General features: G+C 75.3%; 9 protein-coding genes. 1 reads left to right on the forward strand and 8 read right to left on the reverse strand.

The genetic code is table 11. The annotated features are described in order from the left end of the window. Positions 1–92: 92 nt before the first annotated feature. Positions 93–1586, forward strand: coding sequence for a P-loop ATPase, Sll1717 family (locus tag ACIWVC_RS03855; RefSeq protein ID WP_396453792.1), 1494 nt, complete (start codon positions 93–95; stop codon positions 1584–1586). Between the two features lie 106 nt (positions 1587–1692). Here the strand turns inward: ACIWVC_RS03855 and ACIWVC_RS03860 are convergent, their stop codons facing one another. The 8 genes from ACIWVC_RS03860 to ACIWVC_RS03895 form a co-directional block, all read right to left on the reverse strand. Further along, positions 1693–2328 (reverse strand): HAD-IA family hydrolase, encoded by a 636-nt coding sequence (locus tag ACIWVC_RS03860; protein ID WP_396448042.1) that lies wholly within the window; start codon positions 2326–2328, stop codon positions 1693–1695. Then, the gene (rpe, locus tag ACIWVC_RS03865) at positions 2325–3002 is read right to left on the reverse strand and encodes a ribulose-phosphate 3-epimerase (RefSeq protein ID WP_396448041.1); all 678 of its coding nucleotides are present in this window, start codon (positions 3000–3002) and stop codon (positions 2325–2327) included. Before rpe ends, ACIWVC_RS03860 begins: the two co-directional genes overlap by 4 nt. 13 nt (positions 3003–3015) lie before the next feature. Beyond that, positions 3016–3966 carry a phosphatase PAP2 family protein gene (locus ACIWVC_RS03870; RefSeq protein ID WP_396453793.1) on the reverse strand — a complete coding sequence of 317 codons (951 nt, stop codon included), beginning with the start codon at positions 3964–3966 and terminating at the stop codon, positions 3016–3018. An 18-nt stretch (positions 3967–3984) separates the two neighbouring features. Continuing rightward, positions 3985–5391 carry an RsmB/NOP family class I SAM-dependent RNA methyltransferase gene (locus tag ACIWVC_RS03875; protein WP_396453794.1) on the reverse strand — a complete coding sequence of 469 codons (1407 nt, stop codon included), beginning with the start codon at positions 5389–5391 and terminating at the stop codon, positions 3985–3987. After that, a complete protein-coding gene (fmt, locus tag ACIWVC_RS03880) occupies positions 5391–6317 on the reverse strand; it encodes a methionyl-tRNA formyltransferase (RefSeq protein ID WP_396448038.1) in 927 nt (308 codons plus the stop codon). Before fmt ends, ACIWVC_RS03875 begins: the two co-directional genes overlap by 1 nt. Further along, entirely contained in the window at positions 6318–6863 is a 546-nt protein-coding gene (gene def / locus ACIWVC_RS03885) for a peptide deformylase (protein ID WP_396448037.1), read from the reverse strand. An 89-nt stretch (positions 6864–6952) separates the two neighbouring features. Beyond that, a complete protein-coding gene (locus ACIWVC_RS03890; protein ID WP_396453795.1) occupies positions 6953–8761 on the reverse strand; it encodes a hypothetical protein in 1809 nt (602 codons plus the stop codon). A gap of 16 nt (positions 8762–8777) precedes the next feature. Beyond that, positions 8778–10364, reverse strand: a 1587-nt coding sequence (locus ACIWVC_RS03895; RefSeq protein WP_396453796.1) for a primosomal protein N', incomplete at its 5' end; no start/stop codon positions are given.

Consider the following 10364-nt stretch of genomic DNA (forward strand, 5'->3'; position numbering starts at 1 on the left):
CTGACCCCGTCCCGCGGCGGGTCTTGCCGTGACCGGGGGGCGGGGCGAAACTCGTTTACTGAAGGCCCGCCGCGGACTCGGGGAAGAGGCCCATGGCCAAGCTGTCCTTGTCGCCGAAGATCCTCGACGTCCTCGACTTCGGCACCCCTTCGGCGGAGCGCGACATCTCGCGGGGGCTGGAGAAGTACTTCGTGGAGTCCGCGGCGTACCAGCGCGTCCGGTCCGGGGCGAAGACGATCCTGATGGGCAACCGGGGATCGGGGAAGAGCGCGATCTTCAAGGTGCTGGCCAGGCGCGAGCGCGCCGCCGGCAGCCACGTCATCGAGCTGTCGCCGGAGGACTACTCCTACGAGCTGCTCAGCGCGACGATGGAGGCGGAGCACGCCGGCTCGTGGGCCAAGACCGGCGCCTACGCCGCCGCCTGGAAGTACCTGATCTACGTCCTGGTCATGAAGGCGCTGGCGAAGAAGGGGATGCGGCTGACCAAGGGCGGCGGCCGGGAGATCCACCGCTACATCAGGGACAGCCACGGCGCGCAGCAGCTCGGCCCCCTGTCGCTGCTGGTCTCGTACCTGAAGCGGCTGGAGGCCATCAAGCTCGGCCCGATCGAGGCCGGGCTGCGCACCCGGGAGCTGGACCGCCTCTACAAGCTGGAGGAGATCCACAACCTGATGCCGGCGCTGCAGCGGGTGCTGGACGGCCAGCGCGTCGCGGTGTTCGTCGACGAGCTGGACCGCGGCTGGGACTCCTCCGAGGACGCCAGGGCGTTCGTGTCCGGCCTCTTCCAGGCGTGCGTGTCGATCAACGGGATGCACCGGAACCTGCGGGTGTACGTCTCGCTCCGGCAGGAGCTGTACGACGACATCCCGGCCCTCTACGAGGACGCGCAGAAGCACCGCGACCTGCTGGAGAAGATCCACTGGTCGGAGGAGTCGCTGCTCGAGCTGATCGCCAAGCGGATCTGCTACTCCGCGCGCGAGCACGGCTTCGACGCCGACGCGCTCGAACGCGCCGGGGCCCGCGCCTGCTGGTCGGCGGTCTTCGCCGGCCAGCCGGGCCGCGCGCGGCACACCTCGTTCGGCTACATGGTCGACCGGACCCTGTACCGGCCACGGGAGCTCATCCAGTTCTGCTCGGAGGCGCTCGACCAGGCCAGGGGGCGCATCGCGAGGCTGCCCGTCCCGTACGCGGCGATCGAGCGGTCCGAGTACGGCTACTCCGCGGAGCGCACGAAGGACATCGCCGCCGAGTACCGCTCCCAGTACCCGGGCCTGCTGAGCGTCTTCGAGGTGTTCCGCAGCCGCCCGCCCGCGTTCGGCCGCGAGGAGCTGGAACTGCTCTGCCTCGAACTGGCCGTCGGCGACGTCCCCACGCACGGCACCGAGTCATGGCTGCCGCTGTGCGACCCCAACGACCTCATCGAGATCCTGTGGCGCGCGGGCCTCCTCACCGCCCAGCCCGCCGAGAACGGCCGCTTCCTCGGCAGCCACCAGGTCCAGCACCTCAACCTGGCCGCCGTCCGGCGCTTCCGCGTCCACGAGATGTTCCACGCCTCCCTGGGGATCACCTCCGGAGCGAACGCCTGAAGGGTCGCATCAAGGTCTCCCCTGGTCGGCGCCCATGCCGAGCGGCTCGTCGGCGTGGTCCTCGCCCGGCCGGCGCCTCCCGCCTCCTGATCGCCGGCGGGGGCGGTCAGGTGGCCAGGCGGAGGCCGGCGGGGGCCGCCGTCACCCGGGTCAGCGTCTCGACGGTGTGGTGGGCCGTGGTCAGGGATTCCTTCGGGTGGCTCGTCAGGACCGCCACGACGGTGGCGCCCGCGGCGCGGCCCGCGGCGATGCCCGCCGGGGCGTCTTCGATGACCACGCAGTCGGCGGGGTCGACGCCCAGGCGTGCGGCCGCCTGGAGGTACCCGGACGGGTCGGGCTTGCCGGCCGGGACGTCCTCCGCCGTGACGACCGTGGGCGGGAGGGGGACGCCGGCCACGCCGGTGCGGAGCGCCAGCTGCGCCCTGTCCATCGAGGTGACGAAGGCGTGGGGCAGGCCGCCGAGGCCGGCCAGCAGGTCCACCGCGCCCGGCAGGGCGGTGATGCCGTCCGTGCCGGTCGATTCGAGGGCGTCCAGGCGCGCGGTGGCCTCGGCGACCAGGCCGGGCGGGAGGAACTCGGCCACGCGGTCGCTCGTGCGGCGGCCGTGGGCGTCCGCCAGGAACTCCTCGGGGTCGATGCCGTACTCGGCGGCCCATTCGCGGGCCGCGCGCTCGACGAGGGGCGTGGAGTCGACGAGGGTGCCGTCCACGTCGAACAGGACGGCGGCGCAGGGCAGGATCACCAGTCCGCCTTCGCGGTGGCCTCCTCGGCCTGCGCGCGGAGCCCGCGGACCGCCTCGGCCGGGTCGTCGGCGCCGTAGACCGCGCTGCCGGCGACGAAGACGTCCGCTCCCGCGTCGGCGCAGCGCTCGATGGTCTCGGCGCTGACGCCGCCGTCGACCTGGAGCCAGACGGGGAGGTCGCGGCCCTTGATCAGCTCGCGGGCGCGGCGGATCTTCGGCAGCACGACGTCCAGGAACGGCTGCCCGCCGAAGCCCGGCTCGACGGTCATCAGGAGCAGCATGTCGATCTCGCCGAGGAGGTCTTCGAACCCGTCCACCGGGGTGGCCGGGTTGACGCCGAGGCCCGCGCGCGCACCGGCGGCGCGGATGGCGCGCAGGGTGCGGACCGGGGCCTTCGCCGCCTCGGCGTGGATGGTGACGCTCTTCGCGCCGGCCTCGGCGTAGTCCGGCGCCCAGCGGTCGGGATCCTCGATCATCAGGTGGCAGTCGAGCGGGAGCGCGCTGTGCTTCAGCAGCGCCTGGACGACCGGCAGCCCCAGGGTCAGGTTGGGGACGAAGTGGTTGTCCATGACGTCGACGTGGACCCAGTCGGCGGAGTCGGCTATGCGCGCGACGTCCTCGGCCAACCGGGCGAAGTCGGCGGACAGGATGCTGGGTGAGATCTGAGGAGCCATGATGCCTCGGAGTCTATTGGCGCAGTTCCGCCCGCTCCTCACCCGGCCGGGTGACGGCGGGGGTGGGACGGGAGGCCAGGCGGAGGCGGACGAACGCCTCGGGCGCCCCGGCCGTGATCCACAGGGCGAGCGCCGCCTGGACGGTGAACGCCTGGACCAGGTTCGTTCCGGTGGTCAGCAGGTGGGGCAGGCCGAAGACGGCGGCGCCGGCGAGCCCCACCGGAAGCCGGGCCAGGCGCTGCCAGGCCCGGCCGCCGGGGTCGAACCAGCCGCGGGCCGCGAGGATGGACAGGCCGGCCAGGCCGCCGCACAGGCCGCCCGAGGCGCTGGCCGAGTCGACCAGGGTGATGGGCCCGGTCTCGCCCCCGGCGGCTTGGACGGCCTGCGCCCAGGCGTCCGGCCATTGCCAGTCCCGGAGCGGGTGCCACGCTCCCCAGGCCGCTGCCAGCAGTAGCAGGGGTATCACCAGCGAGAGGACCACCTGTACGGCCAGGTGCCGGCGGGTCCACCACGGGACGAGGACGGGTTCCACCGCGAGGGCGGCCACCAGGAGGGTCAGGCCGATGCCCCAGCCCGCGAGGACCTGGCCGATCGAGTGGACCCCCAGGTAGACGCGCGACGCCCCGATCAGGGCGATGATGACGGCGGCCCCCGGCCACAGGAGCCGCCGCTTGGTCTGGGCGGCGAAGAACCCCCAGGCCACGATGCCGTTCTGGGCGTGCCCGGACGGCATCCCGAAAGAGGACAGCGACTGCCCGCCCTTGACGGAGGGGTCCGTCCAGTAGGGGCGCGGTTCGTGGAAGACCAGCTTGAGGAGCGTGTTGAGCATCGCGCCGAACAGCAGGAGCACCGACGCCCGCGCGGCGAGGCGCGGCGCCGCGCACCAGAACAGCACGACCAGCAGCGGGACGTAGAAGCCCGCGCTCCCCAGGAACGACATGAAGAGCCAGAATCCGGTGAGCACGGGTCGGTCCCCCAGGGGCTAGGTCCGGCGCAGGAGGGCCAGGAACATCGCGTCCGTGCCGTGGCGGTGCGGCCAGAACTGGGCGTACGGGCCGTCCCCCACGCCGGTGAGGTTCGGGCTGAGCGACGTCAGAACGGCCGGCGCGTGGAGCCGTTCGACGTCCTCGCGCTTGCCCACGACGTCGTCCACCACTACACGGGTCTCGGCCAGATGGGGCGAGCACGTCACATAGGCGACGACGCCGCCAGGCCGGACGGACTCCAGTGCCGTGGTGAGCAGGCTCCGCTGAAGCGCGCCCAGCTCGGCCACCGATTCGGGGCCGCGCCGCCAGCGCGCCTCCGGGCGGCGCCGGAGCGCCCCCAGGCCGGTGCACGGCGCGTCCACCATGACGCGGTCGAACGACCCGGGCCGCCATGCGGGGACCGTGCCGTCGGCCGCCACCACGCCGGTGCGGTCGTCCACCGCGCGGCGGACGAGCGCGGCGCGGTGCGGCTGGACGTCGGCGGCCAGGAGCCGCGCGCCGCGCTGGGCGGCGAGAGCGGAGAGAAGACCCGCCTTGCCTCCGGGGCCGGCGCACAGGTCCGCCCAGCGGGCGTCGGCGCCGTCCACGAGGGCCTCGGTCAGCGCCAGGGCGACCATCTGGCTCGCCTCGTCCTGGACGGCGGCGCGCCCCTCGCGGACGGCCGCGACGCCGGCCGGGTCCCCTTCGGGCAGCACGGCGGCGTAGGGCGAGTACGGGGCGGGTTCCGCACCGGACTCGCGGAGCTCCTCCACCGTGGCCCGGCCGGGGCGGGCGACCAGCGTCACCCGCGGGCGGGCGTTGTCGGCGGCGAGGAGTTCGCCGATCTCGCCCGGCCCGACGGCGTCGCGCAGCGCCGACACGATCCACTTCGGGTGGCTGTGCGCGACCGACAGGCGGGTCGTGACGTCGGCGTCGGACGGCGCCACGATCTCCAGCCAGGCGTCCATGTCGCGGGTGGCGACCTTGCGGAGCACCGCGTTGGCGAACTTCGCCTGGCCGGGGCCGGCGACGGAGCGGGCCAGCTCCACGGCCGTCCCCACGGCCGCGTGCGCCGGGATGCGGGTGGCGAGGACCTGGTGCGCGCCCAGGCGCAGGACGTCCAGCAGCGGGGCGTCGATGCGGCGCAGCTCCCGGTCGCTGCACAGCGCGAGCACCGCGTCATAGGTGCCGCGGCCGCGCAGCGTCCCGTAGGTGAGCTCGGTGGCGAGGGCGGCGTCGCGCCCGGTGAGGCCGCGGTCGTGCAGGCGCTTGGGCAGCAGGAGGTTCGCGTAGGCGTCGCGGGTCTCCACCGCCCGGATCACGTCGAACGCCGTGCGGCGGACGAGGTCCTGGGGGCGGCCCGTCCTGCGGGGGCCGCCCGGCCTGCGGTTCGGAGCGCGTCGGCGGTCGCGGGCGGGCGGCATCAGTGCAGCGCGTCCTCACCGGTGAGGGCGGCGCCGCGGACCCAGTCGGCGGCGGGCATGACGCGCTTGCCCTGCGGCTGGACCTCGCCGAGCGCGACCGGATGCGTCCCCGTCCCCACGAGCACCTCGTTCTTCCCCGCCCGGATCTCGCCGGGCGCCAGCTCCCCGGCGCCGGGCGCCGGGCGGACCGGGCCCAGCTTGAGGCGCGCGCCGCGGAACGTCGTCCACGCGCCGGGCGCCGGCGTGCAGGCGCGGACGAGGCGGTCGATGTGCAGCGCGGGGCTCTGCCAGTCGACGCGGGCGTCCTCGGGCGTCAGCTTCGCCGCGTGGGACACGCCCTCGGTCGGCTGCGGCCGGGGTTCGAGGACGCCCGCCTCGATGCCGTTCATCGTGTCGAGCAGGAGGCTCGCGCCGGCGACGGCGAGGCGCCCCAGCAGGTCCCCGGAGGTGTCGGTCGGCCGGATCGGCTCGGTGAGGACGCCGTAGACCGGGCCCGTGTCGAGACCCTCCTCGATCAGGAACGTGGACGCCCCGGTCATGTCGTCGCCGTGCAGGATCGCGCGCTGCACGGGCGCCGCGCCGCGCCACGCGGGCAGCAGCGAGAAGTGGAGGTTCACCCAGCCGTGCCGGGGGATGTCCAGCGCCTCGCGCGGCAGCAGGGCGCCGTAGGCGACGACGGGGCAGCAGTCGGGCGCGATCTCGCGGAGCCGGCCGAGGAACTCCGGATCGCGGGCGGAGGCGGGTTTGAGCACCTCGACGCCCGCCTCGGCCGCCAGCGAGGCGACGGGAGAGGGCCTGAGCCGCCTCCCACGGCCCGACGGGCGGTCCGGCCGGGTCACGACCGCCGCGACCTCGTGCGAGGACCCCAGCAGCGCCGTCAGCGACGGGAGCGCGGTGTCGGGGGTGCCGGCGAAGACGAGGCGCACCTAGATCGCCTTCCCGAAGGTCCGGTGCGGCGACTCCTTGACGACGGGGACCGGGTCGCCGAACCACTCGGCCTCCCGGATCGCCTTCATCGCGGCCTTGCGCTGCTCCGGGTCCATCCGGTCGATGAAGATGATCCCGTCGAGGTGGTCGGTCTCGTGCTGGACGCAGCGGGCCAGCAGGTGCGTGCCCTCCAGCGTGACGGGCTCGCCGTGCATGTTGAAGCCCTTCGCCACCACGCCGACCGACCGCGGCGTGGGGAACGCCAGGCCGGGCAGGGACAGGCAGCCCTCGTCGTCGGTCTCCTGCTCGTCGGTGAGGTCCAGGGTGGGGTTCACCAGGTGCCCCAGCACGTCGTCGACGTAGTAGGTGAACACCCGCAGGCCCACGCCGAGCTGCGGGGCCGCCAGGCCCGCGCCGGGAGCGTCGATCATCGTGTCGGTGAGGTCCTTGACGAGCTGGCGCAGCTCCTTGTCGAAGTCCTTCACCGGCTCCGCGGGCGTGCGCAGCACGGGGTCGCCGAAGAGGCGGATGGGCTTGACGGCCAACGAGGACTCCGTTTCCTGCGAGGTTCTCCTGCGAACGGGACGTGCCCGTCCAGTCTACGGAGACATCCTGTACTGATTCACACGGCGCTTCACACGCCGCGGTGCGCGCTCTGGTGCGCCGAGCGCGCCTTGTAGGCGGCGGTGCGGGCCGCCTTGGCGGTCGCCTTGTCGGGATGGTGCGCGCCCAGGGCCTCCAGCACCTCGGCCACGCCCGGATGGTGGGTGCGCCACAGCTCGTCGACCATGACCTTCATCTCCGCCTCCGGCGGCGCGTCGATGAGCGCGGCCTCGACCGCCTCCTGCGGCTCGGCGGTCTCCAGCATCCCGGCGACGGTGTCGACGAACACCCACAGGTACTCCTCGCGGGCCAGCTCCCGCCCGGACGGGTCGCCGACGGCGTTCAGCCACAGCGCGGCGTACGGCGAGACCAGCGGGTGCTCCCGCGCCGCGCGCACCACGCCGGCGGCTTCGGGGCCGATGCGGTGCAGGACGGCGGCGGCCAGGTTGCGGGCGCCCGGGCCGCCGGTGCGCATGACGTCCAGCAGGTCGGCGGCGGCGTCCTTGGGGTCGTGCGCGGCCAGCCACCCGTCGATCTCCTCGTCGGCGGCCTCCGGCCGGTACCAGGTGAGCCCGGCGATGAGCTCGGACGCGCGCGCGCCGGCCAGCTCGCCGATGACGGGGGCGGTGAAGCCGTCGGCCAGCAGCAGCTCGCGGACCGCCCACACGCCGAGCGGCGTCAGCGCGCGCCCGCCGCCGGACTCCTCGACGATCCCCCAGTCCGCGAGGGTCGCGAGCTCCAGGTGGAACGCGTCCCGGACGAGGGGCGCCATGGCCTCGGCGTCGGACAGGTCGTAGGCCTCCTCGACATGGCCGAGCAGCGCCCCGGCCAGGATCTGCGGGTCGGTGGGCTCCTCCTGCTCGTACAGGTGGATGAGGACGCCGGTCATCTCGTTCTGGACGAGCTCCAGCGCGTCGAGGCCGTCCGCGTAGTCGTGGCCGGGCACCACGACGGCCTCGAACAGCGGCAGCCACGCGGCGAGCAGCTCCTCGTCGTCGTCGGACCGGAGGCCCTCGCAGGCGGGCCCCGGCGAGGCGGCGCCGTCCTCGGCGGTGATGACGTTCGCCTCGACGGCGGCCCACCACAGCCGTTCCAGCTCGCCCTCGTCCTCCATCCGCCCGTGGCGGCGCGGGGCCTCCAGGCCGAGGGCGGCGCCGGCGGCGCCGATGTCCGCCTCGGTCAGGGTGTCGTGCTCGGTGAGGGCGCGCTCCCCCGTCCAGTCGGCCAGGGCCAGCATCGCCCGCGTCAGCCGCGACCCGCGCGCCGCCGCGGCCGCCTCCGCGCGGGGCACCGCGCGGACCGGCGGGACGACCAGCTCGCCGGCCCGCCGCAGGTACTCCTCGGTGCGGGCGTAGCGCTCCGCCTCGGGCAGCGCCTCGAACTCGCGCACCCACGCGTCGACGGCCTCCTGGTCGTCCAGGGACACCCCGTCGGCCTGCAGCAGCCCGCTGATCACCTCGGCGGCGGCCTGCCGCTCCTCGCCGTCGACCGCGGCGACGACCTCGGCGAACTCGGGCTCGGTCCGGTCGATCTCGGCGGCCAGCGCGGCGGCCTCCGGCGCGGTCACGGCGGCGGTGTCGCGCAGGTAGGCGACGATCGTGCGGAGGGCGTCCAGGACGGTGGGGACGTCGTCGCTCCCGGCGACCACGGTCTCCGGGAAGACCTCCAGCAGCAGCGCCCGGACCCCGTCCGGGGTCAGCTCCTCAGGCCCCGCGAGGCCCATCTCCTCCCGCGCGAGGCCGAGCAGGATCCCGGCGCCCTGCTCGTCCAGCGTCTCACCGCGTTCGTCCGCCCACCGGCGCAGGTCGCCGGCGGTGCTCTCCACCCAGTTGTCGGCCACCCGAGAACCCTATTGGTCAGATCAGCTCCAGGGGGTCGATCTGGACCCTAACCGTCTCGGCGGCCTTGCGCGCGCTGCGCACGCCCTGGGCCTCCTTCAGCGCGCGCGCCATGGCGTGCCCGGCGGCCCGCGGCACCCGGATCAGCGCGCGCTCCTTCTCCTGGGCGTCGGTCCCCGCCTGCGGGACGGGCACGGGCCCGAGGACCTCCGCCCCTTCCGGCAGCCGGGCTTCGGACAGGAGCTCCCGCACGGCGGCCGGGGAGCCGGTCAGCGACGCCATCCGCGCGGCGGGCGGGAACCCCGCCTCCCTCCGCTCGGCCAGCTCGCGCTCCGCGTAGGTGACCGGGTCCCACCGGACGAGCGCCTGGACGGGCGGGAGCGACCCTTCGGCGGCCACGATCACCGGCCCCTGCGGGCGGACGAGCGACGCCGCGTTCATCCAGCGCCGCAACGCCTCCTCGCCGGCGCGCAGATCGGGGCGGCCCAGCAGGACCCAGCCGTCCAGCAGCAGGGCGGCCGCGTACCCCTCGTCCGCGGGCGGTTCGGCCCCCGGCGTGGCGACCACCAGGGCAGGGGCCGGGCCGACCCGTCCGAGGATCGCGTCCCGGCCGGACGTCCGCACCGGCACGCCGGGGAACGCCCGGCCCAGCTCCTCCGCCGTGCGCTTGGCCCCCACCACGACGGCCCGCACCTGGACGAAGCCGCACTCGGGGCAGTGCCAGTCGCCCGCGATGCGCCCGCACCAGCGGCAGTAGGGGGCGGCGTGGGACGACGCCAGCGACAGGGGCCCGCGGCACCCCCCGCACCGCGCCGGCGTGCGGCAGCGCCCGCACGCGATGCCCGGCACGTATCCGCGCCTCGGCACCTGGACCAGGACGGGCCCGCCCTCCAGCGCGCCGCGGGCCGCCTCGAACGCGACGTTCGGCAGGCGCGCCGTTCGGGCGGCGGGGTCGCGGGCGAGCTGCGCGTCCTCCCCCGCGTACCGGACGCGGGGCATCACCGCGCGGACCCGGTCCCGGCCGGCGGAGAGGGCGTGCGCCCAGCCGGTCTCCACCAGCTGCGTCGCGTCGGTGGTCCGGGTGAACCCGCCGATCAGCGCCCCCGCGTCCGCCCTGTGCGCGCGCAGCGCGAGGACGTCGCGGGGGTGCGGGTAGGGCGCGTGGGGCTCGGCGTGGACGTCGTCGCCGTCGTCCCACAGCACGACCAGCCCGAGATCGGCGACGGGCGCGAACATGGCGGCGCGCGTGCCGACGACCGCCCGCGCCCTGCCGCGCAGGACGGCCAGCCAGCGGCGGTAGCGCTCGGCGGGGCCGAGCTCCGCGGTCAGGGCGACGTGGAGGCCCTCCCCCAGCTCGGCCTTGAGCGCGGCGTCGACCCGCGCCACGTCGCGCCCGTCGGCGACCACCACGATGGCGCCGCGCCCGCCGCTCAGCGCGGCGGCGACGGCCCGCGCGATGGCGGCGGTCCAGCCGGGGCCGGGCAGCGCCGTCCAGACCGCGCGGGGCGCCCGCCCTCCGGCGAGGGCGCGCAGGAACGACGGGCCGGCCGGATAGTCCGCCCAGACGCCGGCGTCGACCGCGGCCGGCGGCTCCGGCGGCTCGGG

The organism is Actinomadura sp., assembly GCF_044508335.1.
Classification (GTDB): Bacteria; Actinomycetota; Actinomycetes; order Streptosporangiales; family Streptosporangiaceae; genus Spirillospora.